Consider the following 21,171-nt stretch of genomic DNA (forward strand, 5'->3'; position numbering starts at 1 on the left):
AAAAGAGCCTTCCATGACCCAAGATACCCCGCTGTTGATCGTCGAGGACGAGCCCAAGATTGCCCGCCTCATGGATGACTACCTGACCTCCCACGGCTACCGCGTGACCACCATCGGCCACGGCGACGAGGTGCTTCCCTGGCTTGAGGAAAACTCGCCTGAGCTTGTGCTGCTGGATGTCATGCTGCCCGGCAAGGATGGCCTGACGCTGTGCCGCGAAATTCGCAACGCCCGGCCCGCCATCGCCATCATCATGGTGACTGCCAAGGTGGAGGAAGTGGACCGCCTGCTGGGCCTTGAACTGGGCGCCGATGACTATATCTGCAAGCCCTTCAGCCCCCGCGAAGTGGTCGCCCGGGTGAAAGCGGTACTGCGCCGCAGCCAGGCGATGGCCGAGCAGGCCGCCCCGGATCACCAAAAAAGCCATGAGGCGACGCCAGTCACTCTCAATGAAGACGGCTGGCAGGCGCTGGCCGGCGGCCAGGATCTGGGGCTTACCGCCGTCGAGTTCCAGCTGCTGCGGGTCATGATGCAGTCACCCGGGCGCATCTTCAGCCGCGAACAGCTGATGGATCACATGTACCGCGACAACCGTATCGTCTCCGAGCGCACCGTCGACAGTCATATCAAGAAGCTGCGCAAGAAGATCACCGAGGCCCTGCCCGAACAGGAGATCATTCGCTCGGTATATGGAGTGGGCTACAAGTACCAGCCGGAGGGGTAATGGCAGACGCAGAAGGTCTTGGTTGTTGCACACTCCGTGCATCGGGTTTGCACGGCGCTGCCGGATACTGCAATAGTCAACTTATCAGGAGGTACGTCATGAAAATGTCATTACGTCAGATGTTTGCCCCGACCCTGCTTGCCCTGGCACTGGCCCCGCTGGCCTTTTCGGCCCAGGCGGAGCAGCACTCAGGCCACGCCTCCGAGGCTGATCGTGAAGCGTTTCATCAGCGCATGGAAGAGCGCCGCCAGGAAGTCTATGAGCGCGCCGGCCTGAACGAAGAGCAGCAGGCTGCCCTCAACGAAGTGAACGCCGAGCACTACCAGGCCATGCAGGCGCTGCGTGCCGAGCATCAGGAAAAAGTCGCTGACATTCTTTCCGAAGAAGAGCGCGATGCCCTGAAAGATGCCATGAAGGAAGTGCACGACGAGCATCGCGGCGAAGGTAAAGGCCACGGCCGTCGCGGCGGGCATGACCATCGAGATGGTGAAGCGGAAGCTGTCAGCGAGTAATCCTTCTACTCGCTGCCTATCAAGAACGCCCGGCCATTGCCGGGCGTTCTGCTTTTCATACCGGCCGTCTGCCTCCCCATGCCCTCTCTAAACCGCACGTTGACTTGAAGCGGACTCTTAAACCACGTATTTTAAATTGAACGTTCATTTAAAAATAAATTCGCTTACCTTTTGTCTCAACCACAGGAGTCCGCCTGCATGGCGAAAGACAACGCTTCCCTCTCCTCTCGTGACCGTCTGAATCCCGTGGTTTTCCACGGCAGTATGGCCGGTATACTGATATTTCTTGTGCTCACGCTGCTGTTCACTCAGCAGGCCGGTGAGTTTTTCAATGCAGCGCTTGCCTGGGTAAGCACCACCTTTGGCTGGTACTACATGCTGGCAATTGTGGCGTATCTGGTATTTGTCGTGGTGATTGGCATGTCGCGATTTGGCAGCATTCGCCTCGGGCCGGATCACTCAAGACCCGAGTTTTCGCTGCTCTCCTGGTCAGCCATGCTGTTTGCGGCGGGTATCGGCATCGACCTTCTGTTCTTCAGCGTGGCCGAGCCGATTTCTCACTATCTGGCACCACCCGACCTGACTCCGGAAAGTCAGGCAGCGATGCGTAACGCCGTTGTTCAAACCTATCTGCACTGGGGGCTCTCCGGCTGGGGGCTGTACGTGTTGATGGGTATGGCACTGGCCTACTTCAGTTATCGGCATCGCCTGCCGCTGGCCATTCGCAGCGCGCTCTATCCGCTCTTGGGCAAGCGCATTCATGGGCCTATAGGTAACGCGGTGGATATCACGGCGGTGGTTTCCACCGTGTTCGGCATCGCCACAAGCCTTGGAATCGGCGTCATTCAGCTCAATTACGGCCTGACTTACATGTTTGATGTGCCGGAGACGCTGACGGTACAGGTCATCCTGATTGTACTGGTGGTGATACTGGCCACCATTTCAGTGGTTACCGGGGTCGAAAAGGGCATTCGCCGTCTGTCAGAGTTCAACATGCTGCTGGCGCTGGGACTGATGTTGTTTATCCTGTTTTCCGGCGACACACTGGTTCTGCTCGACAAGGTGGTGAACAACGCAGGCGATTATCTTTCAGGCTTTGTAGCCGCGAGCTTTGATACCAACGCCTTCACCGGCGACGGTGCCCAGGAGTGGAAAATGGGATGGACGATCTTCTTCTGGGGCTGGTGGATTGCCTGGACCCCGTTTGTGGGTCTGTTCCTGGCGCGTATTTCCCGTGGCCGCACCATCCGTCAGTTTGTCGCCGGTGCCCTGTTCATACCGCTCGCGTTCATGATGGTATGGATGTCGGTATTTGGTAACAGTGGTATTGAACTGGTCGCCAATCAGGGCGTCACAGCACTTGGCGAACAGGCTCTCAACACGCCGCAAACCACGATTTACACACTGCTTGAGTACTACCCGTATGCAGGTATCACCGCGGCCGTTGTCACCATTCTGGGCATCGTGTTCTTCATTACTTCCGCCGACTCCGGCGCGCTGGTACTGGCCAACTTCACATCGATCTTGAGCGACGTCAATCACGATGCGCCAATTCGCCTGCGCATTTTCTGGTCGGCAGTGATTGGGCTGATCACCATTGCTCTGCTGATGGCCGGTGGACTCAACGCCCTGCAAAGTGCAGTGGTCATTACCGCCTTACCCTTCTCGGTGGTGATTTTCGCGGTCATGCTGGGAATGTACAAAGCCCTCAAGCTTGAGGGCAACAAGGCCGATGCGCGTCGGGCAATTGCCGGTAGCGCCCCCGGCGGTGACTGGAAGGAGCGCCTGGATCATGCCCTAGACACTTCCAACCGCGCAGGGGCTGCTGCGACCATCAAGCACTCGATTCGCCCGGCAATGATCCAGTTTGCCGAGGAGCTTGAAAGCCGTGGCCAGGCTGCAAATGTGAGCGAAGAGCAGCAGGAAGGCGAGTCGTTGCCCAGCCTGATGCTTCAGGTTGATCTGGGCGAAGCCACCCGCTTTGTCTATCAGGTGTGCCCGCACCGCATGCGCACGCCAAGCTTTATCGAAGCCGACGATGACTTCTACGTACGCCTGGATGTCTATCTGGCCGAAGGCGGCCTGGACAAGGATCTGAACGGCTATACCCGCGGACAGGTGATCGGTGATCTGGTAAGCGAATACGAGCGCCACCTGCATTTCCTCGCTCTGGCAGGCCAGGAGCGCGGCACCGTACAACCCATGCCCGGCACCATCGGCGAACCGCCCGAGAATGCCCAGCTGTAGCGCCAGACCACGCTGCCGTGGTGAACCATGCAAAACGCCCGGCATTGCCGGGCGTTATTACAGGCACACCATGCGATGGAATGCATGTTGAATCGGGGTTAGAAGAACCCGAGCGGGTTGATGTCATAGCTGATGAGCAGGTTCTTGGTCTGCTGGTAGTGCTCGAGTGCCACCTTGTGCGTTTCGCGGCCCACGCCAGATTTCTTGTAGCCGCCAAAGGCAGCGTGCGCGGGGTACTGGTGGTAGCAGTTGGTCCATACGCGGCCGGCCTGGATACCGCGGCCCATTCGAAACGCCACGTTGATATCCCGGCTCCACACGCCCGCGCCGAGTCCGAACTCGGTGTCGTTGGCAATCGCCAGCGCTTCCTCTTCATCCTTGAAGGTGGTGACCGCAACCACCGGGCCAAAGATCTCCTCCTGAAAGACGCGCATCTTGTTGTCGCCTTTCAGCAGCGTCGGCTGGATGTAGTAGCCCTTGTCATAGCTCGGGTCGAAGCTCTCCTTGTTGCCCCCGGTGAGGAATTCGGCGCCCTCTTCACGGGCCACGTCCATGTAGGACATGATCTTGTCGTACTGCTCCTGGGATGCCTGGGCGCCTACCTGCACGTCGGTATCCAGGGGGTTACCGCGCTTGATGGTCCTGGTGCGTTCGAGCACCTTGGCCATGAATTCGTCGTACATGCTCTCCTGAATCAGCGCGCGCGAAGGGCAGGTACACACTTCGCCCTGGTTGAAGAAGGCCAGCACCAGCCCCTCGACCGCTTTATCGATGAACGTCGGCTCGGCGTTCATGATGTCGGCAAAGTAGATATTGGGCGACTTGCCGCCCAGCTCGACGGTGGAAGGAATGATGTTTTCAGCGGCGCACTTGAGAATGTGCGAGCCCACCGGCGTGGAGCCGGTAAAGGCGATCTTGGCGATGCGCTTGCTGCTGGCCAGCGCCTGCCCCGCTTCTGCGCCGAAGCCATTGACGATATTGACCACGCCCGGCGGCAGCAGGTCGCCGATGATCTTGATCAGTTCCAGAACGGACGCGGGCGTCTGCTCGGCGGGCTTGAGCACCACGCAGTTGCCGGCGGCAAGTGCCGGTGCAAGCTTCCACACGGCCATCAGGATAGGGAAGTTCCAGGGAATGATCTGCCCTACCACGCCCAGCGGCTCGTGGAAGTGGTAGGAGACGGTGTTGGCATCGATATCCGCCGCCGTGCCTTCCTGCGCACGAAGACAGCCGGCAAAGTAGCGAAAGTGATCCACCGCCAGCGGTATGTCGGCATTCAGGGTTTCGCGTACGGCCTTGCCGTTGTCCCAGGTTTCGGCCACCGCTAAAAGCTCCAGGTTCTGCTCGATGCGGTCGGCCATCTTGAGCAGGATATTGCTGCGCTCGGCGGCAGAGGTCTTGCCCCAGGCCGGGGCGGCCTTGTGGGCGGCATCCAGCGCTTTATCGATATCTTCCGCGGTCGAGCGCGGGATTTCGCAGAATACGTCTCCATTGACCGGGCTGATATTGTCGAAATACTGCCCGTTTACCGGCGCCACGAATTCGCCGCCGATATAGTTGCCATAACGTTTTTCAAATGACACCACGGCATTGGCATCACCCGGATTGGCGTAGATCATCGCAAAGCTCCTGCATCTTATGGTTATTGAAGGCGCCTATGCAGTGTGGGCCACCTTGATGCTTTGCGAAATAGACCATTAGCAGAATGGCACTCCTGGCTGGTTATCAGCAGCGAACGCTCTGTTTAACCAGGCAGGTTGTCGCGCCGCCAGCGCTGGAGCGCGGCATGGGTACGCGTAGCGCTGTGGCGCAGGCTGCCGAAGATTTGATCCAGCTGGCACGGCGTTGCCTCCTTGTCATCGGCCAGCGCTTCCAATTGTCTGGCGTAGGCGGCAAGCTGCTCGGCCCCCATGCTCAGCGACTCTCCGCGTAGCTGATGGGCAAGCCGTTTTACCTGCCTTGCCTGTTCATCGAAAAGCCCTTCCGCCGCGACCAGATAGGCAGCCAGTTGTGACAGGTAGTCGCTTACCTGCTGATGATAGAGCACCACCAGATCTACCAGCCGGTCTTCTCCCAGGCTCTCCTTGAGCATGTCGAGCGTGGCAATATTGAGTACATCCTGATGCGGTGCGTCGTCTCTTGCGTGGTGCAGCAAAGGGGCCGTGGCAGACGTGGCGGTCGGTAGCAGGTGCAGAGCGAGCACGTTACTCAACGCCGACAGCGACAGCGGCTTGGTAATGTAGTCATTCATGCCGGCTTCCAGGCAGAACTGCCGGCCGTTGCCCCCCGCCGTCATCGCAACGATGGGGACGTTTGCAAGCCAGCCGCTCTGTTCGCGCAGGCGCTTAGTCACTACCAGCCCGTCCATGTCCGGCAGCTGGATATCCATGAAGATCAAATCAACGGTCTGGGCATTGGCCATGGCCAGCGCTTCCTGGCCGTTTTCTGCGCACACCACGTCGCACCCCAGGCGCGACAGTAGCCCAGTGGCGACCTTGCGATTGATCGCGTTATCTTCCACCAGCAGCAGCGAAGTGCCCGTGAAGTCGCGCGCCGGTTCCTTGGGCAGTTTGGCGACCGAGGGGCTTGCTGTTACCAGCGGCAGCTCACAGCTGAACGTGCTGCCCTGGCCGGGCTGGCTTTGCACGCTCAAATGCCCCTGCATGGCCTCGCTTAACCGTTTGGAGATGGCAAGCCCGAGTCCCGTGCCCCCATAGCGGCGCGCCACCGAGGCATCGGCCTGCTGGAAGGGTTCGAACAGGCTGGCCTGCTGGCTTTCATTCAGACCACAGCCGGTATCGCTTACGTCGAGCAGCAGATGTTCGAACGTTGAAGAGACGCGGATACTGACGCGGCCGTAGTCGGTGAACTTGATCGCGTTGGCTACCAGATTCAGCAGGATCTGCCGAACGCGCCCGGCGTCCAGCATGACCCAGGGCGGCACCAGCGCATCGATATCCACATCAAGCACAAGCCCTTTTGCCTGGGCGCGGGGCTCAAACAGCGCCACGACGCTATCGATCAAGGGCTTCAGCGCGGTCGGCGAGGTTTCAAGCGTCAGGTGGCCCGCTTCGATTTTCGAGAAATCGAGAATCTCGTTGATCATGGCCAGAAGCTGATTGGCGCTATCGTGAATGGTGCGCGCGTAATCCTCTACCTGGGCCGGGCTTGCCGGCTCGCGTAAAAGCTCGCTCATGCCGATCACGCCGTTGAGCGGGGTGCGTATCTCGTGGCTCACCATGGCCAGGAAATCCGACTTGGCATGGTTGGCCGCCTGAGCCTGTTCGGCGGTGACTTCGAGCTGCTGGCTCAACAGCTCCTGCTCGCGCCGGGCCGCCGCACTTTCGCGCATTTCACGCACCAGAAACACGATGACCAGTAAAACGGCCAGGCTCATGCCCACCAGCAGCGTCATCAAGAGCTTGTAGAGCGTACTCAGCAGAATGCGCTCTTCGGTGGCCGACTCGGCCAGGTAGCCGTTGATGGTGATGACGAACCGCTCGGTCAGCTGGGTCAGCCGATTGAGTTCAGCCTCGAGCGAGACAAGCGGCAGCGCATCAAGCTCGCTTCTGGGGGCGAACATGGGATCGAGCAGCTCCATCTGCTGCTGAATGTACCCAAGCAGCTCGCTGGCGCCCGAGGCGGCTTGCAAGAGCGAATTGACCTCGCCGTCCTGCAGCAACATCACGCGGCTATAGAGCAGCTCGAAGCGCAGGTTGAGCCCGTCCTGGGTGGCCGGGTCCAGCGCTGTGCGCGTGGCCGAGAGCAAGTGGTTGAGCAGTTGAACGGCATCCCGATCAAGCTTGTAAACCACCCAGGCCGTATCCTCACGCAGGCTTTGGGTCAGGTTGTCCTGGCGCCAGGAGGCAAGTGCTGCCACGACCAGGGCGCCGGCAAACAGCAGCACGGTAAAAATGGCCACCAGCTTGAGCCGGCGCGGATACCGCAGAAGCCTTGGCGCTTGTACCACGGAGTGGCTAAAGCGCATCGATGCGCATGACCTGCCAAACGGCCCTGAAGCGTATCTTCTCGCTCAGCAGCACCTCGTTCTGGTCGAAGGGGTAGAGCACCCACAGTGGGCCATACTCGCGAATGGGCATCGGCTCACCGTTACGCTCAAGCGCCAGGATGACATCATAGTCGTAGAAATCCTCCATCGGAATTTCAGCGGCATACCCGTTGAGCGCCGATACCTGCACGGCGTCGCTATCAGCGCCTACGTACTCGAGCAGATCACGCATCAGCGGGCCAGAGTAGTGGCTGACACCGCTGGTCCAGGGCGTATTGGTATCAAAACCGTGCTGGGGCAGCGACTTCAGCATCGCCATGTCCAGATGCGCCTCTCCGGCGCTGTTTTGATGCGCCACATTGCCTTTCACTTCCAGCAGCACCGTACCGGTTGGCGCAGGCAACGCCTCATCCGGGGCGGCTTGAGCCGCTTGGGATACGCACAGTGCCATCAAGACCCAGCCTGCAAATAACATTTTCACGATCACTTCCTCACAAAGCGTTGCTTTATCGTCAGGCACCTGGCGCCCTCATCAATTGGGAGTAGAGTACGCGATCTGGCTTTCAAGGTCAGGCCAGAGTTGATCGGCGACGCATTAAAAAAACGCCAGCTCAATCGAGCTGGCGTTTTCAGTATGACGACAGACGTTCCGCCCGACTAGCGCACGATCATGACCGATACCTTGGCATGATGCACGACGTGCTCGGCATTGGGGCCCAGCACATAGTCAACGAACTTGTGCTTGGTGTGCGAGGCCATGACGATCAGGTCGGCATCGAGCTTCTTGCCCACCTTGATGATCGCCTCCCACGGCGAGCCATCCACAATCACGCTCTGAGTATTGATGTCCTTGGGAACATGCTCGTCGATAAAGCGCTGTTGTGCCTGCTTCATCGCCGCATGGGCCTTTTCCGAAAAGTTCTTCGGAAAGTAGGCCCCGACCATGGGCATCTTGAACTCCGGCAGCACCGACACGATATGCAGCGATGCGCCAAACGTCTGGCAGAGCGTGACCGCCGTGGGTAACGCCTTCTGCCACGAGGCCGCTTCGTTCAGATCCACAGGGAGTAGCACTTTTTGGTACATGGCAACCTCCTCAAGCGACTGCCGCTGTATCGTTACCCTGCTGCTTGCTGCGACGACGGCGCTGCATCAGCACGACAAGACCAAACAGCCCGAGCGCAGGTAGCCACATCCACTCCTTGGTCCAGCGATCTACCGGGGCGAGTACCTGGGTGATTTCCTGGTCGAAATCAAACCCCAGCTCAGCCGCCGGGCCGCCAAACTCGACAAAGTCTACCAGCGTCTGATCGCCGTCCACGTAGAGCTCCATGCCCAGGTTTTCCAGACGCTCTTCGCCCGTTTCACCGCTGGGCACCGGTACCAGAATGTAGGTCGACATGGGCGCGCCAAAGGCATCCTCACCGGCAATCTGCACGCGCAGGCTGCTGCCATCGTCCACCCGTTCGAGCGCCTCGGCAAACTGGGCGGGCGGCACCGACTCGTAGGGGTCATGGATCTTGTCCATCCAGAAGCCGGGACGGAACAGGGTAAAGGCAACCAGCAGTAACAGCAGTGATTCGTACCAGCGGTTACGCGTCAGCATATAGCCCTGGGTACCGGCGGCAAAAATCAGCATCGCAATCGTTGCCACGATAAACACCACCACGCCCTGCATGACGGTGACATCGATTAACAGCAGATCCGTGTTAAAGATAAACAAGAATGGCAGTGCTGCCGTACGCAGGCTGTAATAGAACGCCTGGAAGCCTGTACGTATCGGGTCGCCTCCCGAAATCGCCGCGGCGGCAAAGGAAGCCAGTCCCACTGGAGGGGTGACATCCGCCATGATGCCGAAATAGAACACGAACAGATGGACGGCAATCAACGGCACAATCAGGCCGTTCTGCTGGCCCAGCATCACGATGACCGGCGCCATCAATGCCGATACCACGATGTAGTTGGCCGTCGTGGGCAAGCCCATGCCTAGAATCAGACTCAGCAGCGCGGTAAGCAGCAGGATCATCATCAGATTACCGCCGGATAGAATCTCAACGACATCCGCCAGCACCAGACCTACACCGGTTTGCGATACGGCACCGACAATGATACCCGCCGTGGCGGTCGCGATACCGATACCGATCATGTTTCGAGCACCGGTTACCAAGCCGTCCCACAGATCCAAGAAGCCTTCTTTGATATCGGCCGCCATTTTGCTGCGCCCACGGAAGATGGCGATAATTGGACGCTGCGTCACCATGATGAAAATCATGAACATGGTCGCCCAAAATGCGGAAAGCCCCGGTGAAAGGCGCTCGACCATCAAGCACCATACCAACACGATAACCGGCAGGATGTAGTGCAGTCCGACCATCACGGTAGGCCGCGTTTGCGGCAGTGTAATGATCTTGGAAGTCGGGTCGTCCATTTCCAGTTCAGGATAGTTGGCGCTAACTTTCAATAGCCCTACGTAGGCAATGACCAGACCAAGTGAGATGACCCAAGGGGTTGCCTCGCCGAGCAGCGGCTTCAGCCAGCCCAGGCCATAGTAAACCGCGACGGAAAGCCCCATGAGCAGTAGAAGACCCGTCAAGAAGCCGATCACTTTATTGAGCAGCGGGCGCGCCGGATTACTCGAAGGCAGGCCCTGCATGTTGGCTTTTAATGCTTCAAGATGAACGATATAGATCAGGGCAATGTACGAAATAATGGCGGGCAAGAAAGCGTGCTTGATGACTTCAACATAGGGAATGCCGACATATTCGACCATCAAGAACGCGGCAGCGCCCATGACCGGCGGCATGATCTGACCGTTGACCGATGAAGATACTTCAACCGCGCCGGCTTTTTCAGCACTAAACCCTACCCGCTTCATCATGGGAATGGTAAAGGTACCGGTCGTCACCGTATTGGCAATCGACGACCCGGAAATCAGGCCGGTCATGCCCGAGGCAACCACGGCTGCCTTTGCAGGGCCGCCCTTCAGGTGGCCCAGCATGGAAAACGCCACTTTGATGAAATAGTTGCCTGCCCCCGCTTTATCCAGCAGGGCGCCGAACAGCACGAACAGGAATACAAAGCTGGTGGATACGCCAAGCGCGATACCAAAGACGCCCTGGGTGCCTAGCCACTGGTGGTTGATCAACCCACCCAGACTCACCCCGCGGTGCGCCAGAATACCGGGCATATAGGGGCCAAACAGTGAATAGGCGATAAAAATGGCGGCGACCACCATCAGCGGTGGCCCGAGGGCTCGCCGTGTGGCTTCCAGCAGCATCACGATGCCCAGAATGCCGATCACGATATCCTGAGTAATGGGCCGACCGGGGCGCTGCGCCAGGTCAGAATAGAATATGAACAGATACGCGCCGCAGAAGGCGGCCACCGCAGCTAACGCCCAATCCTGTAACGGAATGCGGTCGCGCGGCGAGCGTTTTAGCGCCGGATAGGCCATGAAGGCCAGAAAGAGCGCAAACGCCAGGTGAATAGAGCGCGATTCAGTGGCACTGAATACGCCGAAGCCCACCATGTAAGGAAGTGGCGATGCAATCCATAGCTGGAACAGCGACCACACAGCTGCAATGCTTACCAGCAGCTTACCGGGTACGCCGTGAGGCTTCCGTGCCCCTGTGTCACTGGCGGCGACCATATCATCCAGGTCGTCTCCTGCGGCTGCCGAGGGTTGTTTGTCATCACGCATACGCTTGTCCTGCCTAATGGTCAGCGCTGACAATCAGCGCTTTCAACAAGAAGCGCGGACACCCCAGGTGCCCGCGCTTTGCACTTCTAAAGCGATCGCTACCGGTCATGGCCAATAGCGTGCCGCCAGGCCTTATTCGATCCAGCCACGCTCGCGGTAGTAGCGCGCCGCGCCGTCATGCAGCGGTGCGGTCAGACCATCGGCGATCATGTCTTCTTCGTTGAGGTTCTCGAACGCCGGGTGCAGGCGCTTGAAGCGATCAAAGTTCTCGAACACGGCCTTGACCGTTTCGTACACGATGTCTTCATCAACGTCGGCAGATGAAACGAAAGTAGCCGCCACACCGAAGGTTTCAACGTCTTCGTCGTTACCGCGGTACAAACCGCCCGGGATCACGGAACGGGTGTAGTAAGGGTACTCTTCGACCAGCGCATCAATCTCGTCGCCGGTCACGGATACCAGGCGGGCGTCGATGGTGGTCGTTGCTTCCTGGATGGAGCCGTTCGGGTGGCCCACTACGTAAACCATGGCATCGATGTTGTTATCGGAAAGCGCTGAAGCCTGCTCGGCGGCATCCAGCTGTGAAGCCAGTGCGAAGGTATCTTCGTCCCAACCGAACGCTTCCATGACCACGTCCATGGTGTTGCGCTGGCCAGAGCCTGGGTTACCGATATTGACGCGCTTGCCCGGGAAGTCGCTGATGTTCTCGATGCCGGAGTCGGCGCGAGCCACCACGGTGAGCGGCTCGCCATGCATGGTGAAGACCGAGCGCATGTCTTCCCACGGGCCCTCTTCTTCAAAGTTGGCTTCGCCGTTGTAGGCGCGGTACTGAACGTCGGACTGAACGACACCCATGTCCAGTTCGCCGCTCTTCATGCCGTTGACGTTGGCAACGGAGCCACCGGTTGACGGCGCATTACAGCGAATGTTGTGCTCTTCGCTACCGCGGTTGACCATACGGCAGACCGACTGGCCCACGACATAGTAAACGCCGGTCTGGCCGCCGGTACCGATAGTGATATAGCGCTCTTGAGCGACGGCGGGAGCCGCAAAGGTTGCCGCGGCAATTAACGCGCCTGAAAAGGCAGCGGTGGAAAATACATGGCGTTTCATGGACACACCTCTATCTTGATGTTGTGAGCGTTATGCGCTCTGGAAACACCCATCAGCCTGTCCCCTTTGGGTGAACCTGCTTCCAGAACGTTTTCAAGACAAACTGTTATAACACGGCACCTGGTTGTGCCTACCTTGGCTACTTTAGCGAAAAAAAATCCGCTTGGCGAAGTCATGGTGGACAACGGCCGCGCTTAGCGCTGCCTATTGAAACACGACTTACCCCTTGCGTAACGTTTAGTCAGCGTTAAGGGTCATGCCTCTTTTGCATAGGGGTTATGAGATCAGCACTCAATGACCTACCTAAGCGTAGCGACATCTGGCGTTTTCGCTATCACCACCCGAGCCCTCCCCTTAAACGTTATAGCCCAGCATCTGCGGCAGCCATAGCGCAATGGCTGGAAAAATCGCCACCAGCGCCAGAGCCCCTCCCATTGCCAGCACGAAAATCAGCGCCCAGCCCAGCGTATGTTCAAGGCGAATCTTGGCGACTTCCGTCGTCACCATCAGATTGACCGCCACAGGGGGCGTGAACTGGCCGATGGCAATATTCATCGCCAGCAGAATGCCGAACCATACCGGGTTCCACTCGAAGTGCTGCATGACCGGAATAAGAATGGGCATCATGATCAGGTAGATCGAGATGGCGTCGAGCAGCATGCCCGCCAACAGCACCGCCAGCATGACCAGTATCAGCAGCACAACGCCGTTATCGGTAAGGCCGATGATCCACTCCGCCAGATGGCGGAAGGTGCCCAGCATGGTGCCCGCCCAGGCAAAGATGCCGGCCAGGGCGATGATCAGCATTACCACGCCAGAAATGATCGCGGCTTCACCCAGAAGCTCCCACAGATCGCGCAGCGACAGCTCGCGGGTAAAAAAGAGCCCGACCAGCGTGCCGTAGGCAACGGCCACCACCGCCGCCTCGGTGGGGGTAAACAGCCCCGAACGCAAACCGCCTAGAATCAGGATCGGCGCAAACAGCGCTGGCAACGCCTCCTTGAAGGTGGTGCGCACGCTCAAACGCTCGGAGTCTAGCGTGGGCGAGCCCTCCCAGCCGTTGCGCCTGGCCAGAATAAGTGCCGGCACCAGCAGCGAAAGCCCGGCCAGAATGCCCGGAAAGAGCCCCGCGGCAAACAGTGCGCGAAGGTCCACCCCGGGCACCACGATGGAGTAGAGAATCAGCGCCACCGAAGGCGGAATCAGAATGGCGGTCGAGGCCGAAGCCGCGATCAGGGTGGCCGAGAACGGCTTGGGGTAGCCCGCCCTGGTCATGCTGGGCAGCATCACCATGGCAACCGCGGCAGCGTCCGCCGGGCCTGAGCCGCTCATGCCGCCCATGATCATGCACACCAGCACTGCCACCAGCGCAAGCCCGCCGTGGCGCGGGCCAATCAGCGCCTGGGCGAAGCGCACCAAACGTAGCGCCACGCCCGAGCGCTCGAATATCAGCCCGGTCAGGATGAACAGCGGAATCGCAATCAAGGGGTACTTGGCGATGCTGTTGTAGGTGTTGGTGCCAAGCGTTGCCAGCATATCCGGCGACAGTCCCAGCACGATACCCACCGCGCCGGACAGCGCCAGCGAAAACGCCACCGGCACCCCGGCAATCAGTAGCCCGGCAAACGCCAGGATCATCCATACATCAGGCGTCATCAGCCATCTCCCCGACCAGCCGTGCCCGGGTCTGCTGGAAAAGCCGCCATAGCATGGCAAGGGTAAGTACCGGCAGCCAGACCAGATACCACCACTGGGGCAGGCCAAGGCCGGGGGAGAGCGACTCCCACTGATACTCCTGCCAGGCGAGCTTGCCGCCGTACCAGGTGATCAGCCCCAGTACCAGCGCACCGCACAGCGCCTGAAACACGATCAGTGCATTGCGATAGCGCGGCGGCAGCGCCCGCTCCAGAAAGCCGATGCGAATATGCCGGTTGCGGCGCAGAGCCACCGAGGCGCCAGCAAAGGTCAGCACCACCAGGAGAAAAACGGAAAACTCTTCGGTAAAGGAGAACGACCCGCCGGTAACGTAGCGGGTGATCACGTTGCCCAAACTGATCAATGAAATCACGATAAGCGCCAGCGCACCTATCCAGCGCTCGGGCCGCGCATCAGGAAAGCCTTTCATGAAAGCCTCGTCATAACAGCGCCTCCCGAGGCCGGGAGGCGGAACATCAGAAAAGCGATTAACGCGCGTCGATAGCTTTCTGGGCGGCGTCTACCAGAGGTTCACCTATGCGCGGCGCCCACTTCTCGTATACAGACTGGGTCGCGTCGACGAAGGCCTGGTACTGCGCATCGGTAAGCTCGGTGACCGTCACGCCGCGCTCCTGAATGGCGGCCAGCCGCTCACTCTCCTGCTCGCGGGTCATGGCGGTTTCCCACTCGCCGGCTTCCAGCGCCGTTTCACGCAGAAGCGTCTGCTGCTCTTCAGAGAGGGTCTGCCACACCTGCTGATTCACTGCAAAAATCAGCGGGTCGTTCATGTAGTTCCAGAGGGTCAGATGCGCCTGACCTACCTGGTCGATACGCGCCACATCAAACACGGAAAGCGGGTTTTCCTGACCATCCACGGCGCCGGTGGTCAGCGCTGGCTGGGCGTCGGTCCAGCTCATCTGGGTGGGGTCAGCGCCGAGGGCGTTGAAGGTATCCTGGAACAGCGGCGAGCCGACCACGCGAATCTTCAGCCCGTCCAGATCATCAGGCTCGGTGATAGGGCCACGCGAGTTGGACACCTGGCGAAAGCCGTTCTCGCCCCAGGCAAGCGGCACTACGCCGCGCGACTCGATGGCCTCGAACACCATCTCGCCCGCTTCACCACCAGTGATGGCATCGACCGCCGCCTCATCAGGAATGAAGAACGGAAGCGAGAACAGGTTGAGTGCCGGCACCTGGGGCGACCAGTTGATGGTCGAACCCACCGCGGCATCGATCAGGCCCGAGCGCATGGCGGAAAACTCGCGGGTCTGGTCGCCGGATACCAGCTGGGAGTTGGGATAGACGCGCAGGGTCAGCTCGCCCTCGCTACGCTCCTCCACAAGCTCGGCCCACTTTTCAGCGGCCTGCCCCCAGGGAAAGGCGTCGGATAGAACCGTCGAGACAGACAGCTCGCGGGCCTGGGCGGAAGCGGCCAGCGTCAGCAGTACTGCTCCGGCAAGTCCCATCGTTGCGTGCGTCATGTGGCGTGTCAGCGTCATGATGTTTCCTTTTTTATCTATTTTTTTATGGTAGAGCCGCCACCGCCTGTATACACAAGCAGGCAGCTCTCTGCCCCATTGTAGGGACTTAAAGGGCGAAGGGAAGACGCTCAAGCTGATATGATGCACAGAACTTTTCATTTATACCGGATACTGCCGTGCCTCTACGCGACCTGCTGCTCGGCCTGGTGGTCATAGCCATCTGGGCACTCAATATCATTGTCATCAAGGTGGGCGTCGCGGAGCTTCCGCCGCTTTTGATGACCACGCTACGTTTCATGCTGGTAGCCATTCTGCTGGTGCCGTTCTACCCGGTGTCGCGCACTCAGCTACCGTTTCTACTTCTACTCTCCTTTACCTTCGGCACCCTGCACTTTGCCCTGCTGTTCATTGGCCTTGGCCAGTCCGAGGCGGGTACCGGCGCCCTTCTAGTACAGATGGGCACCCCCTTCGCCACGCTTTTGGCGGTGATATTTTTAAAGGAGAAACTGGGCCCCAAGCGCCTGGCGGGCCTGCTGCTCTCGTTTGCCGGGGTGGTGGTGCTGGCCGGTGGGCCCACGCTGCCCTCGCCGCTGCCGCTTTGCATTCTGCTGCTGAGCGCTTTCGGCTGGGCGGTATCGCAGCTTTTGATCAAGCGTGGCCCGGCCATTGCGCCACTGGCATTGGCGGGGTGGGTGGCGCTGCTCGCCGTGCCCCAGGTAGCGATTGGCTCCTGGCTGCTTGAAAGCGGGCAGTGGCAGGCAATCAGGGAGGCAAGCTGGGCGGGCTGGGGCGCGGTCTTTTACACCGCGGTGATGTCGTCAATCGTGGCTTATGGCATCTGGTATGCCCTGCTGCGCCGTCATCCGGTCAACCGGGTGGTGCCGATGACGCTGCTGGTACCTGTGCTTGCCGTGGGCCTGGGAGCAGTGCTGATGGGCGATACTCTGGGGTTTCATAAGCTGATGGGCGGCGGTCTGGTCGTGGCGGGAATCGGCTTGATCCTGATCCGCTTTCGCAAGCGCCGCCCGGCGCTTTAAATTTTCCCGCTGGTCGAGGCTTTTCCGCTGGGCCTCAGATCGCTCACTTGGCGGGCTGGCAGAACCCAGCCTCGCCCGGTACCGACACGCAGTCGCCGACCTGAATGTTGCGCGCGGCGAAGTAGCCACCGTTGACCTCAAGGGCGGCGTAATAGGCCGCGCCTGCCGGGTAGGTGGGGCACTCGCCCGGGGCGCTGGATTCACAGGGAGGCATGGTGTTGATGGCCACGATGCGCCCGTCTTGATCAATGAACGCGATATCCAGCGGGATCAGCGTGCGGTACATCCAGAACGCATTGCCCGCTGGCTGTTCCTGCTCGAACCGGAACAGCATGCCGCGCTGCTCGGGCAGATGCTCGCGCTCCATGAGGCCCCGCTGACGCTGGGCGGCAGTCTGGGCCACCTCTACTTCCAGCCGGTGCGGGCCGCCATCGCTATGAATGGCCAGCGCCAGCAGATCACCGCTTTGCGCGTCACTCCCTTCACCAGCGCTGTCTGCAAAGGCAAACGCGCCCCACAAGCTACCGGGCAGCAGCGCCACCAGCGGCAGGCCTAGCGCCGCTTTCAGCACAAGACGACGGGTCGGATTCATAAAGTGCTTCCTTTAGGCGGTCGGCTGATCGGCAATGGTCATGACTTTCATGGTATTGGTGCCGCCGTGGGCATTCATGTGATCCCCCCGGGTGAGGATGACATGATCGCCAGCCTCGGCAAGACCATGCTGCACCAGAAGTTCCAGCGCCCGGTCGTTAAGCTCGGTGGCGCTCATTTCAGAGGTATCAAAGGGCAGTGACACCACGCCGCGATAGAGCGCCATGCGTCGCTGGGCAATCGGGTTATGGGCAAGCCCGACGATAGGCAACCCTGAGCGAATGCGCGAGGCAATCAGCGGGGTATAGCCAGAGGCGGTCATGCAGGCAATTGCCGCCACACCGGTCATATGGTTGGCAGCATACATGGCAGACAGCGCGATGGTTTCATCCGGGCGGGTAAAGCCTTCATGGATACGGTGGCCCGACTCCTGAACAAGCTTTTCACGCTCGGCGCCGAGGCAAATGCGCGCCATGGCTTGCACGGTTTCGACCGGGTAGTCGCCGGCGGCGGTTTCCGCCGAGAGCATCACCGCATCGCTGCTGTCCAGCACGGCGTTGGCCACGTCAAACACCTCAGCGCGGGTAGGCAGCGGTGCGGAAATCATGCTCTCCATCATTTGCGTGGCGGTAATCACCGCGCGGTTGAGCGAGCGTGCGCGCTTGATCATGCGCTTTTGAACGCCCACCAGCTTGGCATCGCCGATTTCCACGCCCAGATCGCCCCGGGCGACCATGACCGCTTCCGACGCTTCGATAATGCCATCGAGCGTGGCGTCATCCGCCACCGCTTCGGCGCGCTCTACCTTGGCGACCAGGCCAATTTCCTTGCCCTCCTCACCCAGCAGGCGGCGCGCTTCGAGCATGTCTTCTGCGTGGCGGGGAAACGAGATTGCCAGATAATCAACGCCGATTTCGACGGCGGTCTTCAGGTCTTGCTTGTCCTTTTCCGTCAATGCCGGGGCCGATAGCCCGCCGCCCTGCTTGTTGATGCCCTTGTGATTGGAGAGCTTGCCGCCCACCACCACCTGGGTGTGCACCTGCTGACCCTCCACGCGGGTCACGTCCAGCACCACGCGGCCGTCATCCAGCAGCAGCCGGTCGCCGGCGCCCACGTCCTGGGCCAGCGTCTTGTAGTCGCAGCCTACCTGCTCGGCATCGCCGGCATCGCGGTCCAGCGCCATGTCCAGCACGAACGCCTGGCCCTCTTTCAGGGTCACCGCGCCGTCCTTGAACCGGGCGATACGGATCTTCGGACCCTGGAGGTCGCCCAGCGCCGCCACGCTGCGGCCAAGCTGGGCAGCTATTTCGCGCACTCGCATCAGGCGCTTGCGATGATCATCCGGGGTACCGTGGGAGAAGTTCAAACGTACGACATCCACCCCCGCTTTCAGCATTGCCTCCAGAACGCCCTCGCGGTCACTGGCAGGGCCTAGGGTAGCGACAATCTTGGTACGGCGAAGCGGAATATGGGTCTGTGCGTTCATAATTTTCCTAAACAGTTTTCCAAACAACCATGAGGTGCATCATTAGCTTAGCAGTATAAGACCACCAAGATGACAACCATACGCCGGGGTGACAAGTTATTCGCGCAGAGTGACCGTAATTTTTAACGGGTACTCTTCGCAGTTGTTGCCTTCGCCACCGCGGTCCACCACCAGAAACTCGCCTTCACGCTCCAGCACCGACTGAATGGCGTGCCAGGTACCGGCACGGTAGTTCACCCCCTGGCGGCCGTCGGTGACGAAAGCGCGTACGTCTTCTGGCTGGATGATTTCACCGGGCGGGGCAACCACCACGATAAAGCGCTCCTGACGCAGCGGCATGAACGCCTGACTGCCCAGCGGGTGGCGCTCCAGAAAGCTAAGCTCCAGCGGCAGCGAGACCGGCTGGCTGACAAAGATATTGATCAGCGTATGGGCGCGCTCGCCAAGCGTTTCCACCTGGGCGAGGTCGTGATGGCGCTGGGTGCGCCCGGCATTGATGGGAAACGACGCGCTGCTGCGCGCGTCGATCACATCACCAAAAGGGGCAAAGGCATCCGGCGTCAGCGGGATGGCGGTCAGGTTCAGCATCGTGACTCCTTAGCGCGAAGAAAGCTTGAGTACGGCATGGCGGTTCACATCCTTGTACAGCAGATACCGAAACGGCCCCGGGCCACCGGCATAGCACGCCTGCGGGCAGAAGGCACGCAGCCACATGAAATCTCCGGCCTCTACCTCGACCCACTGCTGGTTCAGGTGATACACCGCCTTGCCTTCCAGCACGTAGAGGCCGTGCTCCATCACATGGGTTTCATCGAAGGGAATCACGCCGCCGGGCTGGAAAGTGACGATATTGACGTGCATGTCGTGGCGAACATCGTTTGGGTCGACAAAGCGCGTGGTCGCCCAGCGGCCTTCGGTGCCCGGCATCTCGATGGGGGTAATCGCCTGCTCGTTGGTCACGAAGGCCTCGGGTACCTTCAGGCCATCAACGAACTCATAAGCCTTGCGTACCCAGTGAAAGCGCACGGGTTCGCGCGACTCATTGCGCGCCCGCCATTCACACCCTGGCGGAATAAACGCATAGCCACCCGGCGCCAGGGTGTGGCGCACGCCCTCCAAGGTCAGAGTAAGCTCGCCTTCGACCACGAACAGCACGCCCTCGGCGTCAGCTTCAGGCTCGGGCTTGTCGCTTCCACCGCCCGGCGCCACTTCCATGATGTACTGGGAGAATGTCTCGGCAAAGCCTGACAGCGGGCGTGCCAGCACCCATAGGCGGGTGCCTTCCCAGAACGGCAGGTTGCTGGTCACGATATCGCGCATCACGCCCTTGGGGATCAGCGCGTAGGCTTCGGTAAACACCGCGCGATCAGCGGTCAGCTGTGTCTGCGGCGGATGCCCGCCTTGGGGGGCGTAGTAGCTGGCGGGTGGGCGATTGCTTGGCATTGTGTCTCCTCATTATTATCGCGGGCGTTCTGGCGCCCGGCCGTACTGTGCTTTATGTATCGGCAAGCTTTTAGTTATCGGCAAGGCTTGTGAAACATTCATCCCGATAGTAACGTCTTTAGAAACCTTCGTTTCAAAAATCTAACAAAACAGACGCGTAATGACATCCACAACGGATCCGCGACGCATGGCATCAGCGCTTTACCCAGGCCATCTAGCGTTCGCAAAGCTCAAGCTCATCGATGTCTTGATAAAGCTCACCAATGGCATGAATACGCGCCCGCCCCTCGGTCAGCCGCTGATGCAGCAGGCTGTTCGAAAGCAGGCTGATCAGGCTCATGGCACTGGCGTAACTGTCGAAGGCCGAAACCGTGTCCAGCGGGCATTCAAGCCACCAATCCACGCGCGGGGCATGGCCTCTGGCGGTGGCATCGCCAAACAGCAGTACGCGGCACTCCTTGGCCGCAAGCGTCGCCAGCAGGGTATTGAAGACCGCCGGACGGCGCCGGAACCCGAACAGCACCACCACGTCCTTTTCCCCCAGCGACACAATCTCCTCGGCCAGACTCTGATTCGGCTGCGGGGCCAGGCTGACATGGTCACGCGCCTGGATCAGCTGCTGACGAAAATGCACGGCAAGCGGGTAGCTGTTACGAAATCCGATCAGCACGATGCGCCCGGCGTGATCCAGCGCGTTGACCACCGCTTCGAAATGTTCGGGCGCAACGTTGGCGAACGTCTGACGCAGGTTGTCGTGCTCGCGGGTCAAGTGGCGTTTGAAGTGTGCCTCGTCCGGCCGTTCGCTGCCGGTCACCAGAGGCACCCCCAGACTGCGCAGCTGCCGTGCATGCTGCTTGACCACCTGGAAGTTCTCGAAGCCCAGCCGCCGGAACAGGCGGCTGACCGTAGACTTGGACACACCGGTCGAGCGGGCCAGGTCAGCAGCGCTGAAGGTCGCCAGGTCATCGAAATGATCCAGGATAAAGGTGGCTACCCGCTGCTCCTGAGCGCTCAGCTCGGCAAACTGCCGGGTAATTCGCTGACCAATATGCGGCATCGAAGAGGAGGACGATATCGCCAAGAAAGACTCCTTTAGCGCGTGCACGGCACGCACGTAACACAAACATAAAAAA

18 protein-coding genes are annotated in these 21,171 nt (G+C 59.9%); 4 read left to right on the forward strand and 14 right to left on the reverse strand.

From position 1 onward, the window contains the following. The first annotated feature begins 13 nt into the window (after positions 1 to 13). The 3 genes from B0H98_RS03610 (at position 14) to betT (ending at position 3,483) form a co-directional block, all read left to right on the forward strand. Positions 14 to 724: a response regulator gene (locus B0H98_RS03610; protein WP_106373681.1), complete on the forward strand. Its 711-nt coding sequence runs from the start codon at positions 14 to 16 to the stop codon at positions 722 to 724. A 98-nt stretch (positions 725 to 822) separates the two neighbouring features. After that, on the forward strand, positions 823 to 1,236 hold the full coding sequence (locus tag B0H98_RS03615; RefSeq protein ID WP_106373682.1) for a hypothetical protein: 414 nt from the start codon (positions 823 to 825) through the stop codon (positions 1,234 to 1,236). Positions 1,237 to 1,434: 198 nt separating this feature from the next. Further along, entirely contained in the window at positions 1,435 to 3,483 is a 2,049-nt protein-coding gene (betT, locus tag B0H98_RS03620) for a choline BCCT transporter BetT (RefSeq protein ID WP_106373683.1), read from the forward strand. A gap of 98 nt (positions 3,484 to 3,581) precedes the next feature. Here the strand turns inward: betT and exaC are convergent, their stop codons facing one another. The 9 genes from exaC to B0H98_RS03665 all read right to left on the reverse strand — a co-directional run bounded on the left by exaC (position 3,582) and on the right by B0H98_RS03665 (position 15,499). Then, entirely contained in the window at positions 3,582 to 5,102 is a 1,521-nt protein-coding gene (gene exaC / locus B0H98_RS03625; RefSeq protein WP_106373684.1) for an acetaldehyde dehydrogenase ExaC, read from the reverse strand. A gap of 125 nt (positions 5,103 to 5,227) precedes the next feature. Next, entirely contained in the window at positions 5,228 to 7,471 is a 2,244-nt protein-coding gene (locus B0H98_RS03630; RefSeq protein ID WP_106373685.1) for an ATP-binding protein, read from the reverse strand. After that, positions 7,461 to 7,967 (reverse strand): putative pterin-binding protein, encoded by a 507-nt coding sequence (locus B0H98_RS03635; protein ID WP_167392643.1) that lies wholly within the window; start codon positions 7,965 to 7,967, stop codon positions 7,461 to 7,463. Before B0H98_RS03635 ends, B0H98_RS03630 begins: the two co-directional genes overlap by 11 nt. A 182-nt stretch (positions 7,968 to 8,149) precedes the next feature. Beyond that, positions 8,150 to 8,578: a universal stress protein gene (locus B0H98_RS03640; RefSeq protein ID WP_106373686.1), complete on the reverse strand. Its 429-nt coding sequence runs from the start codon at positions 8,576 to 8,578 to the stop codon at positions 8,150 to 8,152. Positions 8,579 to 8,588: 10 nt separating this feature from the next. Further along, positions 8,589 to 11,192 (reverse strand): TRAP transporter permease, encoded by a 2,604-nt coding sequence (locus tag B0H98_RS03645; protein WP_106373687.1) that lies wholly within the window; start codon positions 11,190 to 11,192, stop codon positions 8,589 to 8,591. A gap of 132 nt (positions 11,193 to 11,324) precedes the next feature. Beyond that, a complete protein-coding gene (locus B0H98_RS03650) occupies positions 11,325 to 12,305 on the reverse strand; it encodes a TAXI family TRAP transporter solute-binding subunit (RefSeq protein WP_106373688.1) in 981 nt (326 codons plus the stop codon). 354 nt (positions 12,306 to 12,659) lie between these two features. Continuing rightward, positions 12,660 to 13,961 (reverse strand): TRAP transporter large permease, encoded by a 1,302-nt coding sequence (locus B0H98_RS03655; protein WP_106373689.1) that lies wholly within the window; start codon positions 13,959 to 13,961, stop codon positions 12,660 to 12,662. After that, entirely contained in the window at positions 13,951 to 14,430 is a 480-nt protein-coding gene (locus B0H98_RS03660) for a TRAP transporter small permease (protein ID WP_106373690.1), read from the reverse strand. The genes B0H98_RS03655 and B0H98_RS03660 overlap by 11 nt, the downstream gene beginning before the upstream one ends. 58 nt (positions 14,431 to 14,488) lie before the next feature. Beyond that, positions 14,489 to 15,499: a DctP family TRAP transporter solute-binding subunit gene (locus B0H98_RS03665; protein ID WP_106373691.1), complete on the reverse strand. Its 1,011-nt coding sequence runs from the start codon at positions 15,497 to 15,499 to the stop codon at positions 14,489 to 14,491. 158 nt (positions 15,500 to 15,657) lie between these two features. Between B0H98_RS03665 and B0H98_RS03670 the strand changes: the two genes are divergently transcribed. After that, positions 15,658 to 16,518, forward strand: a complete 861-nt coding sequence (locus tag B0H98_RS03670; protein WP_106373692.1) for a DMT family transporter — start codon at positions 15,658 to 15,660, stop codon at positions 16,516 to 16,518. 43 nt (positions 16,519 to 16,561) lie between these two features. On the opposite strand, the gene B0H98_RS03675 is transcribed toward B0H98_RS03670, so the two are convergent. The 5 genes from B0H98_RS03675 to B0H98_RS03695 form a co-directional block, all read right to left on the reverse strand. Continuing rightward, entirely contained in the window at positions 16,562 to 17,110 is a 549-nt protein-coding gene (locus B0H98_RS03675) for a DUF192 domain-containing protein (RefSeq protein WP_106373693.1), read from the reverse strand. 12 nt (positions 17,111 to 17,122) lie between these two features. Beyond that, positions 17,123 to 18,595, reverse strand: coding sequence for a pyruvate kinase (gene pyk / locus B0H98_RS03680; protein ID WP_106373694.1), 1,473 nt, complete (start codon positions 18,593 to 18,595; stop codon positions 17,123 to 17,125). A 96-nt stretch (positions 18,596 to 18,691) separates the two neighbouring features. Next, entirely contained in the window at positions 18,692 to 19,183 is a 492-nt protein-coding gene (locus B0H98_RS03685; protein WP_106373695.1) for an ureidoglycolate lyase, read from the reverse strand. 9 nt (positions 19,184 to 19,192) lie between these two features. After that, positions 19,193 to 20,038, reverse strand: coding sequence for a bifunctional allantoicase/(S)-ureidoglycine aminohydrolase (locus tag B0H98_RS03690; RefSeq protein ID WP_106373696.1), 846 nt, complete (start codon positions 20,036 to 20,038; stop codon positions 19,193 to 19,195). A 214-nt stretch (positions 20,039 to 20,252) separates the two neighbouring features. Beyond that, positions 20,253 to 21,119, reverse strand: a complete 867-nt coding sequence (locus B0H98_RS03695; RefSeq protein WP_106373697.1) for a MurR/RpiR family transcriptional regulator — start codon at positions 21,117 to 21,119, stop codon at positions 20,253 to 20,255. Between the last annotated feature and the right edge of the window lie 52 nt (positions 21,120 to 21,171).

It is taken from the genome of Vreelandella songnenensis, assembly GCF_003002925.1.
In the GTDB taxonomy this organism is placed as follows: domain Bacteria; phylum Pseudomonadota; class Gammaproteobacteria; order Pseudomonadales; family Halomonadaceae; genus Vreelandella; species Vreelandella songnenensis.